The sequence below is a fragment of the Methyloversatilis discipulorum genome, from assembly GCF_000527135.1.
GTDB lineage: Bacteria > Pseudomonadota > Gammaproteobacteria > Burkholderiales > Rhodocyclaceae > Methyloversatilis > Methyloversatilis discipulorum.
In genome coordinates, this window is record NZ_AZUP01000001.1 from 77933 (window position 1) to 99045 (window position 21113).

Consider the following 21113-nt stretch of genomic DNA (forward strand, 5'->3'; position numbering starts at 1 on the left):
GCGCTGTCAGCTCGAATAGGTCGGCAGGCTGGCGAGTTGTTGTGTGAGGAAGGTACTGGTCGTGTTCATGCTGCTGATCAGCGAATCGAGCGCAGTGAACTGTCGGCGGTAGCGGGCCTCGATCTGTTCCATGCGGACGTTCAGCGCGTCGCGCTGGCGGTTCATCGCCTTCTTCGTCTCTTCCATGCCTTCGAGACGGTTGCCGATCAGGCCATCCTCGTCGATCACGGACGAGATCATCGAATCGATCTTGGAGGCCAGACCGGTCACGCCGGTGCTGCCCATGAACAGCGACTTGGCGGCGCCGCTCTCCAGCGCTGTCGTGAGCTTGTCGGAGTCAATCTTCAGCGAGCCGTCCTTCTGCACCGACACACCGATGCTGCCGAGAGAAACGCCCGGCGCGATCTCTTCGGTGACGGCCGAGGCAAGACGCGAGCGCAGGCTGAGCACGGTGCTTTCGCCGTTCAGTGCCGCACCGGTCTGGGTGGTCGTGTTGTAAGACGTCTGGTTCTTGATGGTCAGGATGGCGTCGTTGTAGCTCTTGACCAGCTTTTCGACGGCGCTCTTCGCGCCGGTGTAGTCGGCACCGACCGTCAGCGTCGTCGGATTGCCGACGTTGGTGCTTTTCAGCGTCAGCGTGACGCCTTCGATGGTGTCGGTGAGCGTGTTGCTGCTCGAGGTGACGTCGATGCCATTGATCTTCAGCACGGCATCCGAAGCGGTCACCTTCTCCGAAAGATTGGAGGTGCCGCCGGTCGAGGCGTCATAGATCAGCCGCGACAGGCCTGCGTTGTCGGTGTTGTTGCCGTCGTCATCGGCGGCGGTGATGCGCACGGTATTCGCGGTGCCGCCATCCTGCGAGGTCAGCACGAGGCGGGTGCCGGTGCCGTCGTTGAGCAGGGAGGCCGTCACGCCGGCGTCGGCCGCGTTGATCGCGTCACGCACGTCGGCGAGCGTCGCGGCGCCGCTGGAAATGTCGATGTTGACCGCTGTCTTGTCGGGGTTCGCGGTGAATGCGCCGCCGCTGTAGCTGCCCAGTTCGATGGTCAGCGTGCCGCTGCCCACGTTCGCGGTGCTGCCGCCGGCGAAAGCTGCCGACGCGGTGACCTGCGAGCGGGCCAGGCTGCTCACCTCGATTGAATAGTTGCCGGGCGTCGCCGTCGTCGAGGCGGCAACCGTTGCCACCGCACTGTCGGCAATCGTTGCCTTGCGGGAGGCAAAGATTTCCGCCTTGCCGAGTGCTTCCGCTGCCGTCTGCAGCGTCGACATCGCACCCTTGATCATGCCGTAGCTGGAAATCTTGGTTTCGAGCTTGGCCTGCTTTTCCGCGAGCAGCGTGAGCGGACGCTGCTCTACCGTCATCAGCTGCGTGACGATGGAGTTGATGTCCAGGTTGGTACCGAATGCGAGCGACGATGCCATGGCAGTCTCCTCAGGCCTTGCGTTCGATCAGTCCACTCTGGCTCTTGCCGAGCGACCGCGCAATCGCAATCAGTTCTTCGGAAGGAATCTGCCGCAGTACTTCCTTGGTGGTCGAGTCGATCAGCCGCACGATGGTTTTCCCTGTGTCTTTGTCGATCGTGAAGAGCAGGTTCTGTGCCACCGGTTCGATCCTGCGGCGAATCTCGTCCACCGTCTGTTCGATCTGTTCGTTGCTGAGCGCTGCCTCAGTGGGCTGCGCTTCCGCCTTCTTGCTCTCCGGCATAACGGGCTTTGCCCCGGTGGTCGCCTGGACGCCCGGGGCAGAGATCGTTGCGCTGTTCGGGATAGGCTGTATGGCCATGACATTCTCCCTTTGCTGGGTGGGGGGCGCGGTCGCCCGCGCCCCCTCTTTACTGCCTTACGCGATCAGCCGCGGAGCAGGCTCAGCACGTTCTGCGGCAGCGAGTTGGCTTGCGCCAGCATCGCGGTACCGGCCTGCTGCAGAATCTGCGCGCGGGTCAGGTTGGCGGTTTCGGCAGCGAAGTCGGCGTCGGTGATGCGGCTCTTCGAGGCGGAGATGTTTTCCGCTTGCGTTTGCAGGTTGGCTACGGTGTAGTCGAGGCGGTTCTGCTGGGCACCGAGGGCGGCACGCTGTTCCGACACGTAGGTCAGTGCGTCTTCGACCGAGGTCAGCAGCGCCTGCGAGTTGGCGGCCGTGGTGGCGCCGGTGAAGGCGGTGATGTCGGTGTCCAGGGCGACCATGCGGGCGTCGGCCGAAGTGGCGTTGATACGCGTGTCGCCGAAGGTCAGCGTCAGGCGGTTGTCGGCAGCGTCGTCAGCACCGACCTGGATTTCAGCGCCAGTGGCAGCGGTCGTGATGATGGTGCCTGCGTCGAGGTCGGCAGCGATGTTGGCGCCGGTCTCAGCACCCGAAGCCTTGATCGTCACCTTCACGCCGAGCTCGTTGTAGTTCAGCTCGTACGATTGGCCTGCGGTCAGCGCCAGGGCGGTGATGTCGATCATCTGCGAGTTCGTGCCATCCGACAGCGTCAGTTCGCCGGTGTTGGCATCGGCGAAGGTGAAGGTCGTGCCGGCGGCGGCGCCGGTGATGTCGACCTTGGTCACTGCGGCGGTGCCGGAGGTGGCCAGGTTGAAACCGCCTTGTACGGTCGAGGTGGTGTCGAGTGCCTTGCCGAAGGAACCGTTCAGCAGCTGCTGGCCGTTGAACTTGGTACGGGTCGAGATGTTGTTGATCTCGTCGCGCAGCTGGGTCATTTCGTCGGCGATGAAGGAGCGCTCTGCGTCGGCCAGCGTCGAGTTCGAACCCTGGGTGGCCAGTTCCTTCATGCGGATGAGCATGTCCTGGATCTGCGACATGCCGCCTTCAGCGGTCTGGATCATCGAGATACCGTCGCTGGCGTTACGGGCAGCTTGGTTCAGCGACTTGACCTGTGCATTCATGCGCTGCGAAATCGCCAGACCAGCGGCATCGTCACGGGCGCTGTTGATGCGCAGACCGGACGACAGACGCTGCAGCGAAGTGGCGAGCGAATTCTGCGAGGAATTGAGGTTGCGCTGAGCGGTGAGCGAGGCAACGTTGGTGTTGATGATTTGCGGCATTTTCTTTCTCCTGTCACGAAGTGGTGTAGTTACGGCGCCCTGGGTTGCATGACCCGATGTTGATGTCGCCGATGATTCAAGTAACGGAGAGGGGAGAGAAAACTTTAGGCCGCTATCTCAATGAAAGCCTTTGTGCTCGTGGCTTTCAGGCGCAGGCATCGCGAAATGGCTTGCCGCTGCGGTGTAGGTTCGAGGGGCAAAAACTTTAGGGTTGCCCCGAAGAGTGCCTTGTGCTTTGGGGATGGCGTGAAATTCGCCCGGAAAGCCGCGTCAGCGCTTGATTTCAACTGTTACCAATTGTGATTGCCGCTGCGCAGGGGACGCAGCGGCGTTCAGGCGGCGATGGCGGCGCCCGGTGCGACGACGACGCGGTTCTTGCCGGTCGCCTTGGCCTGATACATCGCGACGTCGGCGCGTTCGATTGCCGAACTCTGGGCTTCGTCCTGCTGCACGACGGTGACACCTGCGCTGAAGGTGATCAGCAGCTTGTCATTGTTGGCGAGGAAGTAGCGCTTGGTCAGTTCACGCTGCAGTCGCTGCAGCACGACGACCGAGTCATCGACCGAAGTCTCCGGCAGCAGTATGACGAACTCCTCGCCGCCATAACGCGACAGCGTGTCGTGCGGGCGCAGGCAGTCGCGCACCGTGGCGACCAGATGCAGCAGGGCATCGTCACCGGTGTTATGGCCGTAGGTGTCGTTCAGGCGCTTGAAGTTGTCGATATCGAGCACGGCCAGACAGAGCTGGGTGCCGCGGCGCGATGCGCGCGACACCTCTTTCGCATAGGACTCTTCCAGACCCTTGCGGTTGAGCGCGCCGGTCAGCGGGTCGTGGCGCATCTTCTCGCTGGTCTGTTCGAGTTCGATCTGCAGACGCTCGATCTCGGCTTCGGCCGCACGCACGCGATCGCGCATGGTGTCGACCTCGTTGCGCGAACGTTCCGTGGTGGCGCGCATTTCGTGCGTCGCGGTGATCACGTCCGCGATCACGCCCTGCAGCGCGCCGATGTCGTCGGCTTCCGCAATGGTGCGCGCATAGCCTTCCATCTTGTCGCCGAAGCCGGACGTGGCGTCGGTGAAGCTGCCCAACTGCTCGACGAAGCCCGCCAGCATCAGTTTGATCTGGTGCTTGGCGTCGTCGATATTGCCGCGCAGCGAGCCCTGTCGTTCGATCACCTCGCGCAGGCGGCGCTCGACTTCGTCGAGCTCGCGCGCACTGATCGGGTGATCGCACAGGCCGCGCAATGCATCGATCTGGCCGCGCATCCAGCGGTCGTCGATGACGAGATCGCTGATGTTTCGCAGTAGCAGGTCGAGCAGCGAAAGCAGGCCGGTACGGATTTCCGCCTGATCGTCGACCACCCAGTTCAGGCGGTAGATGAGATTGCGCAGCTTGGACGCAAGGTCATCCACACCGCGCATGTCTCGTACTTCGCGCAGCACCTTGCCCAGTTCGATCGCTTCGTCGCGCAGTTCGGGGGCGGTAATGAGCAGGCTGGCGACGACGCCTTCGAGCGTACGCGCGAACAGGTCGCGCAGTGCGGCGTCGCTGTTGTCGGTCGGTGCTGCGCTGTCGGCGACCAGTTGCACCGCCGACGCGGCCTTGCCGTCCTCGGCCGATTCCCATTTGTCGGCCAGCGCGCTCATGCGCGAGTACAGCGCATCAAGCTCGCCGTTGGACGAATCAAGCACCTGCTGCAAGGCCTGATGCTTCTGTGCGAAGGTCAGCGTCGCGTGGTTGCGTTCGAGCTGCTTGAACACATCCTTGAGCAGGGCGGTCCATTTGCGCTGCGGTGCCGCCTGGGCGCGCAGCAGCCCGACCAGAGACCCGCTGATCGCCGACCAGCTGCGGCTGGTGACCGCGCTTTCGAGGCGCTGCACGAACTCGATCTGCGCCTGGTTGAGCCGCGGCAGCGTGCTGCAGACCAGCTTCAGCGCGCGCTCGGGAAAGAGGTCCTCCGGCTTGGTGCCGGCGATCTCGTGGTACAGCGCGCGATAGTTCTCCGGCGTCGGCTGCAGTTGACGCATGGCAAGCCGCCGCAGGGCTTCACGAGCGATTTCGAGCGGCTGCATGGCGTCTGACATGTGCGAGGTATTAACGGTTTGTAACGAATGCAAACTACGGCAATCGCCCTGAGGCCTTTAGGGGGAAGCCGTGCAAAATTTGTCACACGGCGCTGCAACGCCTGTGCGACCGATGTTCAGTCAACCAGGCCGTGCTTGAGACCGTAGTGGGTCAGTTCGGCATTGTTCTTCATGCGCATCTTCTCCAGCAGGCGGGCACGATAGACGCTGACCGTCTTGACGCTCAGATTCAGTTCCTCGCCGATCTGGGTCAGCGTCTTGCCCGAGGCGATCATCACCAGCGTCTGGTACTCGCGGTCGGACAGCTTTTCGTGCGGCGGGCGCTCGCTGTCGTCGGTGATGGCGTTGGCCAGTTCCATCGCCAGCGTCGGCGACACGTACTTCTTGCCGCTGGCGACCTGACGGATGGCGGTCACCAGCTGTTCCGGCGCACTCTGCTTGGTCAGGTAGCCCGAGGCGCCGGCCTTCAGCGCGCGGATGGCGTACTGGTCTTCCGGGTGCATCGACAGCACCAGCACCGGCAGTTTGGGAAACTCCTTGCGTACCAGCTTCAGCGTGTCGATGCCGTTGCGGTCGGGCATGGATACGTCCATCAGTACCATGTCGAAACTGCCGTCGCGCAGCTTGTGCATCGCCTCGACGCCGTTCTCCGCCTCGCCGGTGACCACCAGGTCGGGGCTGTCGGACAGGATCTGGCGCAGACCCGAGCGCACGATGGCGTGGTCGTCGGCGATCAGGATGCGGATGCTGCTCATCGTGCGAACTCCAGTACGGTGCGGCGGCAGGCCGGTACGCGCAGCAGCAGCCGGGTGCCGCCGCCGTCGCGGCCGCTCGCCTCGAAGCGGCCGTTCAGATGGGCGACCCGCTCGCGTATGCCGCGCAGGCCGAATGATTTGGGCTTGTTCAGATCGGTGGGCGCAAGACCGCGACCATCGTCGGCGATTTCCAGCACGATGTCGTCGTCTTCCTGCGTCAGCCTGACTTCGACCTTGTGCGCCTGCGCGTGCTTGGACACATTGGTCAGCGCTTCCTGGAACACGCGGAACAGCGCGATCGCCGTTTCCTCGTCCGGCTCGATGTCGTGGTCGATGCACAGCAGTTCGCACTGCAGGCCAGTGCGCGCCGAAAAATCCTCGGCATGGCTCTCGATCGCCGGCGCCAGCCCGAACTCCTTCAGGATGCCCGGGCGCAGTTCGCGTGCGATGCGGCCGACCGTGGTGATCGCGTCATCCACCAGCTTGCCCATGCTCTGCGAACGCGCGCGGATGGCGTCGGGGTCTGCGGCGGTCTTGTTCGCCAGCAGCGACACCTCGAACTTCAGCGCCACCAGCAGGCCGCCCAGTTCGTCGTGGATGTCGCGCGCGATCCGTTCGCGTTCCTCTTCCTTCGCCATCTGCAGATGCGAAGACAGCTCGGCGAGCTGTCCACGAGACTGGCGAAGTTCTCGCTCGGTCAGCTTGCTCTGCGTGATGTTGGAAACGATGCCTTCCCAGATCGGCACGCCTGAGGCGAGCAGGCGCGGCGACGAGCGCAGGTTCACCCATTTCACGTCGCCGTCCGGCAGCCGGATACGGCCTTCCCAGTTCACCGTCGATTGCGACTGCGCCGACTGCTTCATCGCGCGGTTCAGTTCCGGCATGTCTTCCGGCAGCACCATTTCGAGGAAGCGACCGGGTTGGGCGATCAGTTCAGACGGCTTCAGCGCGAGCAGGGCGAGGCAACCGTCGCTGACGAACAGGAAGCGCCAGCCGCCGTCGTCGTGGCGCAGCAACTGGAACACCATGCCGGGGATGTTGGCGGCCAGCGCGCGAAAGCGTGCTTCGCTGTCGCGCACGGCGTCGAGCGCACTGTGCCGCTCGGCGCGGTTGCGCGCCTCGCGCATTTCGCGCTCGACCGCCGGTACCAGGCGGTCGAGATTGGTCTTGCTCAGGTAATCGTGGGCGCCGGCGCGCATCGCCGACACCGCGATGTCTTCCTCGATCACGCCGGACACGATGATGAAGGGCAGATCCAGCCCCAGTTCCTGCAGGATGCCCAGCGCCGCCATGGCCGAGAACTGAGGCATGTTGTGATCGGACAGTACGACGTCCCAGGAACCCGAGCGCAACGCGGCGCGCAGCCCCTTCTCGTCCTCCACGCGGATCGAGCGCACGGTGTAGCCGGCCTGGCGGAAGCGATGCAGCAGCAGCACCGCGTCGTCCTCGGAGTCCTCGATCAGCAGGACATCGAGCGTGCGCTGGGCGGTCAGAACAGGCGTGACGGGATCGGGCATCGGATCAGGGCCTTCGTCCGCGGCGAACGGCACGCCGCGCTGACGCGCGAAGGCATTGTTGTAGTGCCCTGCAGTTTAATCCATGCACATTGCGCAGCGACAGCGCCGCGACAGGCGACGGCAGCGATATAATCCGCGACTCGCCGCTTTAGCTCAGTTGGTAGAGCAACCGCCTTGTAAGCGGTAGGTCGTCAGTTCGATTCCGACAAGCGGCACCAATAAGGAGAAAGGCCGATTCCTTCGAATCGGCCTTTTTCACATCCGTCGCCGCTGCGGTCAGCAGGGCGCTCAGCTCTTCTGTTCCGGTCCGCGCGCGATCAGCATGTCGGCGACGGTGCGGATCGACGGCCAGTCCTTCATCGCCTCGACGGCCGGCCCGAAGCCGGCGGCGGCGGACTGCTGCAGCGCCTGTTCAGCCATTGCCAGCATATTGGCCGAGTAGCTCTTCATCGCTTCGCTCTGCAGCGTGACGAAGTTCTGGTACAGCGCGTCCGGGCTGTTCGGGTCGGCCGCTGCAGGGGCGTCAGCGTCGGCCGCAGGCGTCGCGCCCTGCAGCACGGCGAAGACGAAGCGGCCCAGAGCGCGCTGGGCCTCGGCCGAATCGGGATTGCCGAAGAAGTCCGGGTCCAGCGTGATCGCCGGGGCGGCATCGCCCTTGCGGCACTCGATGCGGCCGTCGGCGGTCAGGCGGATGCGCAGTTCAGAAGTGCTCATCTAAGGTCTCCTCAAGCGGTGTAGCGGGTGTCCGGCAACGGTGCGCCCGCATCGTCGGTGGTGAAGGCGCGCAAGCCGCTGTCGTCGGCCTCGAACCAGCAGGCGCGGTCACGCCAGTCGGCCAGCACGTGCCGCACGCAGGGCCTGCCATCGACTTCGTGCAGATGACGGGCCGGCCGGTGCGTGTGACCGTGGATCATTCGCGCGACGTCGTGGTGGCGGAACATCGATGCGATCGCCTCGGCGTTGGCGTCCATCAGGTATTCACCCTTGCCGGCCGTGGCTTCCTTGCTGCGCCGGCGCATGTCCTCGGCGATCGCATGGCGCTCGGCCAGCGGTTTCGCGAGGAAGGCGGCCTGCCACTGCGGGTTGCGCACCATCTGGCGGAACTGCATATAGGGCAGGTCGTCGGTGCACAGCGTGTCGCCGTGCAGCAGCAGCGTGTGATCGCCGCCGATGTCGGCGATCAGCCAGTCGCCATGGATGCGCGCACCGGTGGCCGCAGTGAAGCCCGCGCCGAGCAGAAAGTCGCGATTGCCAGGCAGCACGTGCAGTTCGATGTCGCGCTCGTGCAGCGCCCGCAGAGCACGGACCACCGGACGCACCGCCGGGTCGTCGACGTCCTCGTCGCCAGCCCAGGCTTCGAACAGATCGCCGAGCAGGAACACGCGCTGCGCGTCGCGCGCGCGACCTTCGAGCAGTGCCACGAAGGCTGCGTTCAGTGCAGGCGTGGCGGCGGACAGGTGAAGATCGGAACAGAGCAGGTCCATGCCACGCACGCGGTGTTACGCCACTTCGGCGCGTTCGATCACCACGTCTTCCTTCGGCACGTCCTGGTGGAAGCCGGAGCGGCCGGTGGCCACGCCCTTGATCTTGTTCACCACGTCCATGCCGTCGGTGACGCGGCCGAACACGCAGTAGCCCCAGCCGTCCTGCGACTGTTCCTTGTCGAGAAACAGGTTGTCGCCGACGTTGATGAAGAACTGGGCGGTCGCCGAGTGCGGGTCCGAGGTGCGCGCCATGGCGATGGTGCCGACCGTGTTCGAAAGACCGTTGCCGGCTTCGTTCTTGATCGGTGCCTGGGTGTCCTTCTGCTTCATGCCGGGTTCGAAGCCGCCGCCCTGGATCATGAAGTTGCCGATCACGCGGTGGAAGATGGTGTTGTTGTAGTGACCGGCCTCGACGTAGGCGAGGAAGTTGGCGACCGTCTGCGGGGCCTTTTCGGCGTCCAGTTCGAGCGTGATGACGCCGTGATTGGTGTGCAGTTTGACCATGTTGTGTTCTCCGGTTGGGGCCGCTTGCGCGGCGGTCAGGGTTTGGCTTCGAGGACGCGGACGGACTGGATGACCACCGGCGTCAGCGGCACGTCCTGGTGCATGCCGGCGTTGCCGGTGCGCACCGTGGCGATGTTGTTCACGACTTCCATGCCCTTGATGACCTTGGCGAATGCGGTGTAGCCGTAGCCGTCGCGTGACGGGTAGTCGAGCATGCGGTTATCGACCAGATTGATGAAGAACTGCGCCGTCGCCGAGTGCGGGTCGTTGGTGCGTGCCATGGCGAGCGTACCCGGCGCATTGCGCACGCCCTTGTCGAGCGCCCGTTGCGCCTCGTTCTTCACCGGCGCGCGGGTGGCCTTCTGGTTCATCTGCGGGTCGAAACCGCCGCCCTGAATCATGAAGCCGTTGATCACGCGATGGAAGATCAGACCGTCGTAGAAACCAGCTTTCACATATTCGACGAAATTGTCGACCGTGGCCGGCGCGGCCTCCGGGAACAGCTCGATCACGATGGTGCCCTGGCTGGTCTTCATTTCGACCTGCGGGTTGGCGGCGAGGGCGAACAGCGGCAGCAGGCCGGCCAGCAGGCCGAACAGGAACTTCTTCATGCGGGTGACTCCGTGTGGGTGGGAAGCGTGAAAGACAGGTGGAGCGGCGGCCGGTTCAGGCCGAGCCCTCGAAGACGATGCGCCAGCGGCCGTTTTCCTTCTGCCAGTACTGCTGCTTGCGCATCACGTTGCTGAGATTATCGCTGCGGTAGTCCTGTTCGAAGGTGACAACCACCAGGTGGTCCCGGCCGGGATTGCGGAAGGTGCTCAGATTGCGCACGCCGACCTTGATCCATTTCTTCGCCGCATTGACCTCGCGCTTGTTCTTCGCGAAGGCGTCGAAGTTCTTGCCGTCGGCGCTGAACTGAGGAGAGTAGTGCGACAGCAGGCGATCGGTGTCGCGGCTTTCCCAGTCGACGCGCCACTGTTCGAGCGCGCGGTTGAATTCGGCGCGCTCTGCCTGCCAGTCGTCCAGCGTCAGCCATTCGACCTGATCGCTGATCACCACCGGCACCGGCGCGCCCTGTACATATCCGTTCAGCGCCTGGAAATCCGGATTGGCCAGCACGACGCAGCCGTCCGAGGCACGCGGTGGCCGCGAGAAGGTGTCGGACGGCACGCCATGCAGCCAGATGCCGTGGCCGTTGCGCCCCTGCTTGCGGTCCCAGGCGTTCGGGTAGTTGATCGGCAATGCGCCCGCGCCATAGAAATCGGTCAGCTTCTCCGGCGGCAGGAAGCCGGTCACCTGATAGACGCCGAGCGGCGTCTTCTTGTCGCCCTCGCGCATTTTCTCGATGCCGAGGCGACCGTGCGACACATACCAGTCGGCGACGAAGCGCGGCTTGCCGTCGACGTTCTCGTACAGGTAGAGGCGCGAACGTCGCGCATCGACCACCAGCGCGTGGCGCTGGTCCGCCGGCAGTTGCATCAGGTAGCGCGGTACGCGATCGACCGGCGGCTTGTCGCGGTAGGCGCGGATGCGCGCGATCGCCTCGTCGCGCAGGTCGGCCAGGCGCTCGGCCGGCGCATTCGGTGCGTTGCCTATCGTAGTCAGCGCGCTGGCACGGGCCATCAGCAGGTCACCGCGTATCAGGTGGGCGAGACGGAAATTCGGCCAGATGTGGAGCAGGGCATCGACCTGTTCCAGCGCGAGGTCGAGCCGTTTGCTTTCGATCTGGCGGAACACCTGTTCGAGCATCGGTTCGGGACCACTGTCGGAATAGCGGACAGCGTTGCCCGACTGGCCGGAGCCGATGGCCAGCGGCACGCACAGCGAGGACAGGAAAAGGGCGTTGCGCAGCACGCGTGTGAGCGCGCGGCTGCGGGCGACCGGGGTCGTGCTCATCCGCCGACCCGCTCCTGCTGGATCAGCCAGCGGCCGTCGCGGCGCACCAGCGTCAGCGTCTTGGTCGTGCTGGTCTTCAGGCCGACCGCCTTGTAATGCTGGCGGAAGGTGGCGTCGGCACGGTCGGCGGCGACGGACTTCACCTTCACGTTCTCGACACGCACCTCGATTGCGCCCGGCTTGGCGATGCGCGAGCGGCGCTCCGCTTCCCACGCGCTGCGGGGTTTGCCGTCCGGTACCTTGAAGTCGGCGGCGTAGTAGCCGAGGTAGCTCTTCACGTCCTTGCGTGACCAGGCGGCTGCCCAGTCCTGCACGGTGCGGCTCAGTTCGGCAACAGGGGGTGTGGCAGCGGTCGGTGCGGCGGCCTTCGCCGGCGCTTCGGGCACTGCGGCGGCCGGCGCTGGTGCGGATGCCGGTGCGGGTGTGGCCGCGGGCGGTTTCGGTGCTTCGGCGGGTTTCGCCGCCTCGGCTTGCTTCGGGGCGGCCGGAGCAGCCGGCGTGACCGGCACGGGCGGAGCAGTCGGCGCTGGCGTAGCGGTCGCCGTCGACGGCGCGGCTGCGATCGGTGCGATGGCGCGTGGCTTCTGATTGCCACGACTGCCGTTGCCGACCATTTCGCGGATCAGGTTCAGCTTGCTCTGCGCAGCCTTGTTCGACGAATCGAGCTGCAGCGCGCGGTCGTAGGCCTGCGTAGCCATTCGGGCGTAGATGTCGCCGAGGTTCTCGTGCGCCACCGCGTAGCTCGGATGGGTGCGGATCGCCATCTCAAGCGCGGTCTTGGCCTTGTCGTACTGCTTCTGCTGCGCGTACAGCACGGCCAGGTTGTTGTAGGGCTCCGGCAGTTCCGGATAGTCCTCGGTCAGCTTCTGGAATACCAAGGTCGCTTCCGGGATCTTGCCCAGTTCCGTCAGGATGAGGCCCTTGAAGAAACGGCCCTGCGGATCGCGCGGTCGCTGCGCAAGGTAGATGTCGATCTTTTCAAGCGCCTGTTGAGGCTGCTTCAGGCGCAAGAGCTGCTCCGCTTCCTGGATGCTGTCGGCGAAGACCGGTGAGACCGATGCGCACAGCATCATCAGGCCGGCGATCAGGCTGGAAACGAGGCGGGAGGCGGAGCGGTGCGTAAAGGCCATGTGTTAGACTTTTTGGCGTGAATGCGTCGTTTGACAACCCCGGATCTTATCAAGAAGGCGTGCCGGCGTCCTGTCGTTGCGTCTGATTCGAGTACTTGCCCGCAGAGCGGGTCTTCCCCTTCGCAGCCCTCCCGATTTACGGCCAGCCATGCTCAAGATTTACAACACCCTCACCCGCGAGAAGCAGGATTTCGTTCCGATCGAACCCGGCCGGGTGCGCATGTACGTGTGCGGCATGACGGTGTACGACTACTGTCACCTCGGCCACGCCCGCGTGATGGTGGTGTTCGACATGGTGACGCGCTGGCTGCGTGCGTCGGATTATCAGGTTTCCTACGTCCGCAACATCACCGACATCGACGACAAGATCATCAAGAGGGCGGCCGAGAACGGCGAAACGATGCGCGCGCTGACCGACCGCTTCATCGCCGCGATGCACGAGGACGCCGACGCGCTGGGCGTGCTGCGCCCGGATCACGAGCCGCGCGCGACCGAATTCGTGCCGCAGATGCAGTCGCTGATCCAGCGTCTGGAGGCGAAGGGCCTGGCCTATCGCGCGGCCAGCGGCGACGTGAACTACAGCGTCCGCAAGTTCGACGGTTACGGCAAGCTGTCCGGCAAGTCGCTCGACGACCTGCGCGCCGGCGAACGCGTCGATGTGATCGACGACAAGCAGGACCCGCTCGATTTCGTGCTGTGGAAGCACGCCAAGCCGGCCGAGCCGGCCGAAGCGAAGTGGGCGTCACCGTGGGGCGATGGCCGCCCGGGCTGGCACATCGAGTGCTCTGCCATGAGTTCGCAGCTGCTCGGTGACCAGTTCGACATCCACGGCGGCGGCGCCGATCTGCAGTTCCCCCACCACGAGAACGAGATCGCCCAGAGCGAGGGCGCGCACGGCCACACCTTCGTCAATTACTGGATGCACAACGGCTTCGTCCGCGTCGACGACGAGAAGATGTCGAAGTCGCTGGGCAACTTCTTCACCATCCGCGAGGTGCTGCAGAAGTACGACGCCGAGGTGGTGCGCTTCTTCATCCTGCGCGCCCATTACCGCAGCCCGCTCAATTATTCCGACGCCCATCTCGACGACGCGCGCGGCGCACTGACCCGACTTTATACGACACTGAAGAACGTGCCGCCCGCCAGCCGTGCGCCGGACTGGTCGACGCCGGCCGGCAGCCGCTTCCGCGCCGCGATGGACGACGACTTCAACACGCCGGAAGCGATGGCGGTGCTGTTCGACCTGTCGGCCGAAGCCAACCGCAGCGGTGACGCCGCGGTGGCGGGCGAACTGCGCGCGCTGGCCGGTGTGCTCGGTCTGCTGGAACGTTCTCCGGAAGACTTCCTCAAAGGCCGTGCACAGGCTGGCGGTCTGGATGACGCGCAGATCGAGGCATTGATCGCGCAGCGAGTGGCCGCCAAGAAGGCGCGCGACTTCGCGACCGCCGACCGCGTGCGTGACGAACTGAAGCTGCAGGGCGTCATTCTCGAAGATTCGGCCGCTGGAACGACCTGGCGGCGTGCGTAACATGGAGTTTTGCAGTCGGGCATGCGTGCGATCACGATCAAATCGGCGTGGAACGGCCACAGTGACTGCGAAGGCTGCAGCATCCGCCAGTCGGTGTTGTTCGCCGACCTGGTGGAGGCCGATTTCGCCCTGCTGCACGAGCAGATAGACGACCTGGACTACCCGTCCAGCGCCGTCATCTACCACGCCGGTGCTCACGGCGACTGGCTGTTCACGCTGCGTGCCGGCGCCATTAAGCTGGTGCGCTACAGCAATGACGGCAACCAGCGCATCCTGCGCGTGCTGCGGCCGGGCGACGTGTGCGGTCTCGAAGCGCTGGTGCGTCCCGGCTACGATCACACTGCCATCACGCTGGCGCCGACCAAGATCTGCCGCATCCCGCGCGCGCTGATCGAACGTCTGAATCGGGAAACGCCGCGGCTGCAGAAGCCGCTGTTCGAGCACTGGTACGCCGCACTGGCCGAAGCCGACGCCTGGCTGGCCGAACTCGCCGCCGGCCACGCCGACGTGAAGACACGGGTGGCGCGCTTGCTGCTGCGACTGCGCACCGACGAGGCGCCCGGCCGGGCGATCCGGCTCAGCCTGGAAGACATCGGCGCCATCCTCGGCGTCGCCCCGGAATCGGCCAGTCGTGCACTCGGCTTGCTGCGCCGCAGCAACCTGCTTTCCGACGCCGACAGCCGCTACCACTGGCGCATCGACGCTTCAGGTCTCGCCGCGCTTCTTGCGGCGCACGATCAAGAAAACTGATCCAGCGTTGCCGAATGCAATGCCTTTTTCGGGCAGGACCGGCTTCGTCCGAACAATTCGCATCATTCGTGACTCTTATAGCAGACATAAGACCGCGTTATGGTTAAAGTGCGACCTCCGTGAGGATGACCGCAGGCGCAGTCGGCGGTCAGCAGGGTCCGACGCATACACCTACCCGGTGGATGCCGAGTCTGTTTCAACCGTCGAACCGGGACGGCAACGGTTACCACCGTTGTCCGATTCCGGTGGATTTTGGAGAGCGTCGCAATGAAAGTCGTCCTGTCGCCGGAGCAGCTGAACTCCGGAGAGATCCCCGTTCCGGCCTGGGTCAAAAACCGCAAGCTGGTGAAATGGGTTGCCGAGATCGCTGCGCTGACCAAGCCGGACGCGATCCACTGGTGTGATGGTTCGCAGGAGGAGTACGACCGCCTGTGTGCCGACATGGTCGCCGCCGGCACCATGCGCCGCCTGAACCCCGAGAAGCGCCCGAATTCCTATCTCGCCTGGTCCGACCCGTCCGACGTGGCGCGCGTCGAGGATCGCACCTTCATCTGTTCCGAACGCCAGGAAGACGCCGGCCCGACCAACAACTGGATGGCTCCGGCCGAGATGCGCCGGACGCTGAACGGCCTGTTCGACGGCTGCATGCGCGGCCGCACGATGTATGTCGTGCCGTTCTCGATGGGGCCGCTCGGCTCGCACATTTCGCAGATCGGCATCGAGCTGTCCGATTCGCCCTATGTCGCCGTCAACATGCGCATCATGACCCGCATGGGCAAGGCCGTGTATGACGTGCTGGGCGAGGACGGCGAGTACGTGCCCTGCGTGCACACCGTCGGCAAGCCGCTGGCCGCCGGCGAGCAGGACGTGCCGTGGCCGTGCAACGCCACCAAGTACATCGTCCATTACCCGGAAACCCGCGAAATCTGGAGTTTCGGTTCGGGCTACGGCGGCAATGCGCTGCTCGGCAAGAAGTGCTTCGCGCTGCGCATCGCCTCGACCATGGGTCGCGACGAGGGCTGGCTGGCCGAGCACATGCTCATCCTCGGCGTGCAGAACCCGCAGGGCCAGAAGCACTATGTCGCAGCCGCCTTCCCGTCGGCCTGCGGCAAGACCAATTTCGCGATGCTCATTCCGCCCAAGGGTTTCGAGGGCTGGAAGGTGACCACCATCGGCGACGACATCGCCTGGATCAAGCCGGGCAAGGACGGTCGCCTGTACGCGATCAACCCGGAAGCCGGCTATTTCGGCGTCGCCCCGGGCACCAATGACAGCACCAACGCCAATTGCATGGCCTCGCTGCGTTCCGACACCATTTTCACCAATGTCGCGCTGACCGACGATGGCGACGTCTGGTGGGAAGGCATGACCAAGACCCCGCCGGCGCACCTGACCGACTGGCAGGGCAAGGACTGGACGCCGGAAATCGCCAAGCAGACCGGCGCCAAGGCCGCTCACCCGAACGCCCGCTTCACCGTGGCGGCCACCCAGAACCCGGTGATCGACCCGGCCTGGGACGATCCGGCCGGTGTGCCGATCTCGGCCTTCATCTTCGGCGGTCGTCGTTCGACTACGGTGCCGCTGGTGACCGAGGCGCGCAACTGGATCGAAGGCGTCTACATGGCAGCCACCATGGGTTCGGAAACCACCGCTGCGGCCGCCGGCCAGCAGGGCGTGGTGCGCCGCGACCCGTTCGCCATGCTGCCCTTCTGCGGCTACAACATGAGCGACTACTTCGCGCACTGGCTCAAGCTCGGTCAGAACCTGTCCGCACAGGGCCAGGTACTGCCGCGCATCTTCTGCGTGAACTGGTTCCGCACCGACGAGAACGGCAAGTTCGTGTGGCCGGGCTTCGGCGAGAACATGCGCGTGCTGAAGTGGATGCTGGACCGCGTGGCCGGCGGTGCCGAAGGCGCCGAGCACTTGTTCGGCACCAGCCCGCGCTACGAAGACCTGAGCTGGGCCGGTACGGAGTTCAGCCGCGAACTGTTCGAACGCATCACCTCGATCGATGTCGCGGCCTGGCAGCAGGAAATCGCGCTGCATGAAGAACTGTTCGACCGTCTGCGGCAGGGGCTTCCGGACGCACTGTCCGCCGTCAAGGCACAGATTGCACGACAACTGGCAGCCGCCTGACAGGCCGTTCTCTTGCTCGAAACGGAAAAGGCCCGCGCTGTGCGCGGGCCTTTTTCATTTGTCTGTCCGTCGGGCTTGACCAAGTTGCAGCGGATCGCCTACCCTCGAAAAAGTTCAGGTGCCCCGCGCGTCCTTCTTCGCGCAGGGTGAAACGGGAAGTCGGTGCGCAGACCACGAACGGTCTGTCATTCCGACGCTGCCCCCGCAACGGTAGGCGAGTCGTAGCGCCCCACACAGCCACTGTGCCCATGCACGGGAAGGCGGAGCGCATATTTCCCTCGCAAGCCCGGAGACCGGCCTGGACGGGAGCATTCCGCTCCTTCAAGACCGATGGTTACGGTGGGTGACCGCGGGACGCATGCGTTCGTCCGCCTGCATCCGGTTCATGCCGGACGCATCGACTTCACCTGTGTTCTCCGCGCTGCCTGTCCGCATTCCATCGGATTTTCCATCTGCCGGCGGGGGTTGCTGGCGATTGCGGAGATTCGCATGCGTAACGTATTGACTTCACTTCTCGGACTGGCGCTTGCCAGCGCCGCCCAGGCCGGGCCTTTCGCACCGGCTGCCGGGCAAGCCGGCTCTACCGCCATTCACAAGGACGACGCGTCCATCGTGCAGTGGGCCACTGGCTGGCAGGACTACCGTCCGAACGAGGCTGCCGGTGCCGTCGCCACGACCTGGCGTACGCCCGAAAAAGCGCTGGGCGAGGCGGTCGGCGATTCCTACGACATCGTGTCGCTGGGCAACGGTGGCACCATCACGCTGACTTTCGACGGCTACATTGTCGACGGCGAAGGCGCGGATTTCGCGGTGTTCGAGAACAGTTTCAGCGCCACTTTCCTGGAACTGGCCTTCGTCGAAGTGTCGTCGAATGGCACGGATTTCTTCCGTTTCCCGGTCTATTCGTTCACGCCATCCGCCGTGAATGCTTTCGGTTCGGTCGATCCGACCAATATCGACGGTTTCGCCGGCAAGTATCAGCAGGGCTGGGGCACGCCCTTCGATCTGGCGCTGCTGGCAGGTACCGACGGACTGGACATCGATCGCGTCACGCATGTGCGACTGGTCGATGTGGTGGGCAACGGGACCGAGTTCGACGATTTCCCGCTCGCCTACGGCGGTCCGAACCGGATTTACGACCCCTACAACACGACCGGCAGCCAGGGTTTCGACCTCGATGCGATCGGTGTCATGAACTTCGCCGCTGCGGTGCCCGAGCCGTCGCAGATCGCACTGTTCGCCGCAGGCCTGGGCCTGATCGCACTGCGTCGCCGCCGCGCCTGAGCCGAACGCTTACCTTCAACCATGGGCTGCGCGCGGCGCGGCTACCGACAGGACATTGCTTATGAAGACCTCTTCACTCCGTACCCTGCTTGCCGTCGCTCTGGCGACGCTGGCCGGACAGGTCGCCGCGGCGACCGTCACTTTCGAAGATCTGGCACTGACACCCGAAAGCCACTTCTTTCCTGAAACGACCACGACCTTCGGCAGCGGCGGGGCGACCTTCAACCACGACTACACCGAGTGGTTTCCCGGCTGCTGCCATTCCGGTTGGGTGTATTCGAACCGGACCGACACCACCACGGCCGGTCACCTGAATCAGCACAGCGCATTCACCGGTATGGGTGCGAATGGTTCGTCCAACTACGCCATCGCCTACTTCGGCGCACCGGTTGTCGAGTTCGGTACCGCTGTGCAGGTGGGCAGCGCATCGTTCACCAACACGACCTATGCGGCGCTGTCCATGCTGAATGGCGACAGCTTTGCCAAGAAGTTCGGCGGAGCGAGCGGCAACGATGCGGACTGGTTCAAGCTCACCGTGATCGGTTGGGACAATTCGGCGCAGACCGGCGCGGTCGACATCTATCTCGCCGACTTCCGCTTCGAAGACAACAGTCAGGACTACATCCTGGATAGCTGGACGCAGTTCGACCTGAGCGCACTGGGTACGGTTACCCGCCTTGAATTCGCCATCGATTCAAGCGATTCCGGTGCCTGGGGCATCAATACGCCGGCCTATTTCGCGATGGACAACCTGAACGTGACCGCCGTCCCGGAACCGGGTCAAGCCGCCATGCTGCTGGCCGGTCTGGCGCTGCTGGGCGCCGCTGCGCGCCGTCGCCTCGGCTGACGTGTCGCACGCTGTCCGCGCGCGCCGCCTCGCCCGGCGAGGTGGCGCGTATTTTTTTGCGGTGCTGGCGCTGCCCGTGGCGAGCATGGCTCGTGCGCAGGCCGACGACCGGGCCTACGAACTGTCGCCGGTCGAGGTGCGTGCGCGCTTCACGGGCAACCTGCCGACCGACGGCCACAGCACTTCGGTCATCGAGGCCGAAGATATCGAGCGCTCGGCTGCCACGTCCTTGCCCGAACTGATCGCGCGCGAAGCCAACGTCAATCTGCAGAGCTTGTCCGGCACCGAAAAATGGACTTCGCTGGATATCCGCGGCATGGGTGAGACGGCATCGAGCAATGTGGTCGTCCTGGTCGACGGCGTCAGGCTGAATGAACTGGACCTGTCCGGCTCTGACCTGTCGGGCCTGAACCTGTCGCGCATCGAACGCATCCGCATCGTGCGCGGTGGCGGAGCGGTCCGCGTCGGCGACGGCGCGGTCGGCGGCGTTATCGACATCGTCACGCGTGCACCGGCGCCCGGTACCGTGTCCGGATCCTTGCGCGCCGAGGCGGGAGCCTATGGCACGCGCAAGTACACCGGTTCGGTCGCCGCTGGCGCTGGCCCGTTAAGCCTTCAGCTCACCGCAGGACGGTCGGACACCGATGGTTTCCGCCGCAACGGCTATCTGTATTCGCGCGACGGCTCGGCCGAATTGCGCTTTTCGCCGGATGCCCGCTTCAGTGCCTGGGTGCGCGTCGTTCGCCATGTCGACGAATACGGCCTGCCCGGGGGGTTGCCCGCTTCCGTGCTGTCGCAGGGCGAGGCGGCGCGCCGCGCCGCAGCCAGCCTGCTGAACGGCGGCACGACCGACGATTCGCGCTATATGGCGGGGGCCGACATCGATGCCGGTCCCTTTGGCGTGACGCGGGTGCAGGCCAGCAGCCGGCTGCGCGAAAACCCCTTCATCATCGGCTGCGTTTCGGCCGGTTGCGATGAGGCACCGATCCGCTCTTCGCGGCATGCGCTGCAGATCGATCATGAGATCGATCTGCCGTCGGCACTCGGTGCGCGACCGCATCAGCTCGGCTTCGGCCTGAATAGCTGGAACGGCGACTACCAGCGCCATACCGGATCACCCACGGCCATCGGTACCACCCGGCACTCCGGCGACATTCACAGCCATGGCGGCTATGCGGATGCCAGGCTGGCGCTGGGCGAGCGCTGGACACTCAATCTGGGGGCACGTATCGACCGCTTCCGGTCGGATCGCGATACCGAGGTGCTCAGCCTGCCGACCGTCGTCATCCCGGTACCGCCCTTTGTCGCGCCATGTACCACCTGTGCGCCGTTCTGGGCGGCGAGTGCCGCGCCGTCGCGGGGCACATGGCGCAATCACGCGCGTGAAATCGGCCTGTCCTGGGACGCAACGCCAACGCTGTCTATCCATGCCAGCGCAAGCAGCCATTTCCGCAGTCCCAATATTGACGAACTGGCGCAGGCGTCGGCCGACATCCGGCCTCAGAGCGGCCGCACGGAAGAAGCGGGCATGCGCTACCGGCCGGTTGCCGGCGCCGAACTGGCGCTGTCGGTCTTCCGGATAAGGATCGACGACGAAATCTTCTTCGGCAGGGACGCCTTCGGCGTCAGCAACAACACCAATTTTCCGTTGCCGACCGAACGCCGTGGCTTCGAGTTCCAGTCGCGCTGGCCGCTGACGTCGGTGCTGCGCGCCGCTTTCAATTTCGGCTATGTGCAGCCGAAAGCGGACGATTTCGATGGCGACCTGCCCGGTGTGCCGCGGCGCAACGCCAGCCTGCGACTGGACTGGCAGGTGCTCGAACGGGTCGATGCCACGCTGGCGGCGCGCTATGTGTCGAGCGTGCGCGACAACAACGCCTTCGACGATCCGAATCCGCGCCCGCGACTTGCCGCCTACACGGTGGTCGACGCCGGCATGCGCTGGCGGCCGCATGGCGAGGCATTGTCGATGAGCCTGTCGGTGAACAATCTGTTCGACCGGGCTTACGCGACGCGGCAGTACAGCGGGGACGTGTACCCGATGCCGGGACGGCATGTCATGGTGGCCGCCAGCATGACTTTCTGACTACGGTCGCCAGCGCCGAGAACGACAAAGCCCGCACAAGCGGGCTTTGTCGTGTCCGGCGTGCTCAAGG

Annotated in this window: 18 protein-coding genes, 1 tRNA gene and 1 riboswitch; of the genes, 7 read left to right on the forward strand and 12 right to left on the reverse strand. The window is 64.7% G+C overall.

Annotated features, from left to right (window positions below):
* Positions 1-6: 6 nt before the first annotated feature.
* The 6 genes from fliD to METFAM1_RS0100410 all read right to left on the reverse strand — a co-directional run bounded on the left by fliD (position 7) and on the right by METFAM1_RS0100410 (position 7398).
* A complete protein-coding gene (gene fliD / locus METFAM1_RS0100385; protein ID WP_019917463.1) occupies positions 7-1422 on the reverse strand; it encodes a flagellar filament capping protein FliD in 1416 nt (471 codons plus the stop codon).
* Between the two features lie 10 nt (positions 1423-1432).
* The gene (locus METFAM1_RS20045; protein WP_027490975.1) at positions 1433-1783 is read right to left on the reverse strand and encodes a flagellar protein FlaG; all 351 of its coding nucleotides are present in this window, start codon (positions 1781-1783) and stop codon (positions 1433-1435) included.
* A gap of 65 nt (positions 1784-1848) precedes the next feature.
* The gene (locus tag METFAM1_RS0100395; RefSeq protein WP_019917467.1) at positions 1849-3042 is read right to left on the reverse strand and encodes a flagellin N-terminal helical domain-containing protein; all 1194 of its coding nucleotides are present in this window, start codon (positions 3040-3042) and stop codon (positions 1849-1851) included.
* Between the two features lie 332 nt (positions 3043-3374).
* Positions 3375-5069 (reverse strand): GGDEF domain-containing protein, encoded by a 1695-nt coding sequence (locus METFAM1_RS0100400; RefSeq protein WP_232419611.1) that lies wholly within the window; start codon positions 5067-5069, stop codon positions 3375-3377.
* Between the two features lie 173 nt (positions 5070-5242).
* Positions 5243-5881 (reverse strand): response regulator, encoded by a 639-nt coding sequence (locus METFAM1_RS0100405; protein ID WP_019917469.1) that lies wholly within the window; start codon positions 5879-5881, stop codon positions 5243-5245.
* Positions 5878-7398 carry a hybrid sensor histidine kinase/response regulator gene (locus tag METFAM1_RS0100410; protein WP_024300335.1) on the reverse strand — a complete coding sequence of 507 codons (1521 nt, stop codon included), beginning with the start codon at positions 7396-7398 and terminating at the stop codon, positions 5878-5880. Before METFAM1_RS0100410 ends, METFAM1_RS0100405 begins: the two co-directional genes overlap by 4 nt.
* A gap of 142 nt (positions 7399-7540) precedes the next feature.
* Between METFAM1_RS0100410 and METFAM1_RS0100415 the strand changes: the two genes are divergently transcribed.
* A tRNA-Thr gene (locus METFAM1_RS0100415) sits at positions 7541-7616 on the forward strand.
* Between the two features lie 70 nt (positions 7617-7686).
* Here METFAM1_RS0100415 and METFAM1_RS0100420 read toward each other — a convergent pair.
* From METFAM1_RS0100420 to METFAM1_RS0100445, 6 genes are read right to left on the reverse strand one after another with little or no spacing between them, the layout of a single operon-like run.
* A complete protein-coding gene (locus METFAM1_RS0100420; protein ID WP_019917471.1) occupies positions 7687-8112 on the reverse strand; it encodes a hypothetical protein in 426 nt (141 codons plus the stop codon).
* 11 nt (positions 8113-8123) lie between these two features.
* Complete coding sequence (locus METFAM1_RS0100425; RefSeq protein ID WP_019917472.1) at positions 8124-8882, reverse strand: UDP-2,3-diacylglucosamine diphosphatase; 759 nt, start codon at positions 8880-8882, stop codon at positions 8124-8126.
* 15 nt (positions 8883-8897) lie between these two features.
* Positions 8898-9386, reverse strand: a complete 489-nt coding sequence (locus METFAM1_RS0100430) for a peptidylprolyl isomerase (protein ID WP_019917473.1) — start codon at positions 9384-9386, stop codon at positions 8898-8900.
* A 35-nt stretch (positions 9387-9421) separates the two neighbouring features.
* Positions 9422-9997 (reverse strand): peptidylprolyl isomerase, encoded by a 576-nt coding sequence (locus METFAM1_RS0100435; RefSeq protein ID WP_019917475.1) that lies wholly within the window; start codon positions 9995-9997, stop codon positions 9422-9424.
* Between the two features lie 55 nt (positions 9998-10052).
* Positions 10053-11282, reverse strand: a complete 1230-nt coding sequence (locus tag METFAM1_RS0100440) for a L,D-transpeptidase family protein (RefSeq protein WP_019917476.1) — start codon at positions 11280-11282, stop codon at positions 10053-10055.
* Positions 11279-12412 carry a nuclear transport factor 2 family protein gene (locus METFAM1_RS0100445; protein ID WP_019917477.1) on the reverse strand — a complete coding sequence of 378 codons (1134 nt, stop codon included), beginning with the start codon at positions 12410-12412 and terminating at the stop codon, positions 11279-11281. The genes METFAM1_RS0100440 and METFAM1_RS0100445 overlap by 4 nt, the downstream gene beginning before the upstream one ends.
* A gap of 148 nt (positions 12413-12560) precedes the next feature.
* On the opposite strand from METFAM1_RS0100445, the gene cysS reads away from it, so the two are divergent.
* The 6 genes from cysS to METFAM1_RS0100475 all read left to right on the forward strand — a co-directional run bounded on the left by cysS (position 12561) and on the right by METFAM1_RS0100475 (position 21043).
* On the forward strand, positions 12561-13940 hold the full coding sequence (gene cysS / locus METFAM1_RS0100450) for a cysteine--tRNA ligase (protein WP_019917478.1): 1380 nt from the start codon (positions 12561-12563) through the stop codon (positions 13938-13940).
* Between the two features lie 21 nt (positions 13941-13961).
* Positions 13962-14690: a Crp/Fnr family transcriptional regulator gene (locus tag METFAM1_RS0100455; protein ID WP_019917479.1), complete on the forward strand. Its 729-nt coding sequence runs from the start codon at positions 13962-13964 to the stop codon at positions 14688-14690.
* A gap of 267 nt (positions 14691-14957) precedes the next feature.
* The gene (locus tag METFAM1_RS0100460; RefSeq protein WP_019917480.1) at positions 14958-16826 is read left to right on the forward strand and encodes a phosphoenolpyruvate carboxykinase (GTP); all 1869 of its coding nucleotides are present in this window, start codon (positions 14958-14960) and stop codon (positions 16824-16826) included.
* 99 nt (positions 16827-16925) lie between these two features.
* Positions 16926-17142: riboswitch (cobalamin riboswitch) on the forward strand.
* Between the two features lie 173 nt (positions 17143-17315).
* A complete protein-coding gene (locus tag METFAM1_RS0100465) occupies positions 17316-18110 on the forward strand; it encodes a PEP-CTERM sorting domain-containing protein (RefSeq protein ID WP_024300336.1) in 795 nt (264 codons plus the stop codon).
* Positions 18111-18171: 61 nt separating this feature from the next.
* Positions 18172-18957, forward strand: coding sequence for a DUF4465 domain-containing protein (locus METFAM1_RS0100470; RefSeq protein ID WP_019917484.1), 786 nt, complete (start codon positions 18172-18174; stop codon positions 18955-18957).
* An 85-nt stretch (positions 18958-19042) separates the two neighbouring features.
* Positions 19043-21043 (forward strand): TonB-dependent receptor, encoded by a 2001-nt coding sequence (locus tag METFAM1_RS0100475; RefSeq protein ID WP_157256649.1) that lies wholly within the window; start codon positions 19043-19045, stop codon positions 21041-21043.
* The last annotated feature ends 70 nt before the right edge of the window (positions 21044-21113 follow it).

Excerpts from the sequence above, each read along its gene's own strand:
- METFAM1_RS0100400 (WP_232419611.1), bottom strand. The coding sequence starts at position 5,069 with ATGCGTCAACTGCAGCCGACGCCGGAGAACTATCGCGCGCTGTACCAC.
- METFAM1_RS0100460 (WP_019917480.1), top strand. The coding sequence starts at position 14,958 with ATGAAAGTCGTCCTGTCGCCGGAGCAGCTGAACTCCGGAGAGATCCCC.
- METFAM1_RS20045 (WP_027490975.1), bottom strand. The coding sequence starts at position 1,783 with ATGGCCATACAGCCTATCCCGAACAGCGCAACGATCTCTGCCCCGGGC.
- METFAM1_RS0100445 (WP_019917477.1), bottom strand. The coding sequence starts at position 12,412 with ATGGCCTTTACGCACCGCTCCGCCTCCCGCCTCGTTTCCAGCCTGATC.
- cysS (WP_019917478.1), top strand. The coding sequence starts at position 12,561 with ATGCTCAAGATTTACAACACCCTCACCCGCGAGAAGCAGGATTTCGTT.
- METFAM1_RS0100425 (WP_019917472.1), bottom strand. The coding sequence starts at position 8,882 with ATGGACCTGCTCTGTTCCGATCTTCACCTGTCCGCCGCCACGCCTGCA.
- METFAM1_RS0100435 (WP_019917475.1), bottom strand. The coding sequence starts at position 9,997 with ATGAAGAAGTTCCTGTTCGGCCTGCTGGCCGGCCTGCTGCCGCTGTTC.
- METFAM1_RS0100420 (WP_019917471.1), bottom strand. The coding sequence starts at position 8,112 with ATGAGCACTTCTGAACTGCGCATCCGCCTGACCGCCGACGGCCGCATC.
- fliD (WP_019917463.1), bottom strand. The coding sequence starts at position 1,422 with ATGGCATCGTCGCTCGCATTCGGTACCAACCTGGACATCAACTCCATC.
- METFAM1_RS0100475 (WP_157256649.1), top strand. The coding sequence starts at position 19,043 with ATGGCTCGTGCGCAGGCCGACGACCGGGCCTACGAACTGTCGCCGGTC.
- METFAM1_RS0100430 (WP_019917473.1), bottom strand. The coding sequence starts at position 9,386 with ATGGTCAAACTGCACACCAATCACGGCGTCATCACGCTCGAACTGGAC.
- METFAM1_RS0100465 (WP_024300336.1), top strand. The coding sequence starts at position 17,316 with ATGCGTAACGTATTGACTTCACTTCTCGGACTGGCGCTTGCCAGCGCC.
- METFAM1_RS0100405 (WP_019917469.1), bottom strand. The coding sequence starts at position 5,881 with ATGAGCAGCATCCGCATCCTGATCGCCGACGACCACGCCATCGTGCGC.
- METFAM1_RS0100410 (WP_024300335.1), bottom strand. The coding sequence starts at position 7,398 with ATGCCCGATCCCGTCACGCCTGTTCTGACCGCCCAGCGCACGCTCGAT.
- METFAM1_RS0100470 (WP_019917484.1), top strand. The coding sequence starts at position 18,172 with ATGAAGACCTCTTCACTCCGTACCCTGCTTGCCGTCGCTCTGGCGACG.
- METFAM1_RS0100440 (WP_019917476.1), bottom strand. The coding sequence starts at position 11,282 with ATGAGCACGACCCCGGTCGCCCGCAGCCGCGCGCTCACACGCGTGCTG.
- METFAM1_RS0100455 (WP_019917479.1), top strand. The coding sequence starts at position 13,962 with ATGCGTGCGATCACGATCAAATCGGCGTGGAACGGCCACAGTGACTGC.
- METFAM1_RS0100395 (WP_019917467.1), bottom strand. The coding sequence starts at position 3,042 with ATGCCGCAAATCATCAACACCAACGTTGCCTCGCTCACCGCTCAGCGC.